At 46.0% G+C, this 274-nt stretch carries 1 protein-coding gene; it reads right to left on the minus strand.

The window, feature by feature from the left end:
* Nucleotides 1–274, minus strand: a 274-nt coding sequence (locus tag GO755_RS41275; protein WP_198175106.1) for a hypothetical protein, incomplete at both ends; no start/stop codon positions are given.

A 274-nucleotide genomic window follows, 5' to 3' on the forward strand; every position in this document is an offset into this window, starting at 1 on the left:
TGAGTCGGTAGGTGTCCCTTTGGCAATCAATGTACCACTGATGGCTAGCTGATCACTGTAAGACTTCGAATAAATATCTACCCCTGGGGCGATGGTAGTAGTTACCCCATTCGCAATAGTAAATCCATTGTTACTCAGTACATAGTGGGAACCTGGACCTGGCTTGGGTATCGTGGAGGAAACATTTATATTTTCTCGTTGGAGGTAGATGTCGGTATTGGTCAGGTTACTGATTCCGCCTACACTGGAAGGATAGGTCAGGACATCCTGATTG

It is taken from the genome of Spirosoma arboris, from assembly GCF_009754945.1.
GTDB classification, from domain to species: Bacteria; Bacteroidota; Bacteroidia; order Cytophagales; family Spirosomataceae; genus Spirosoma; species Spirosoma arboris.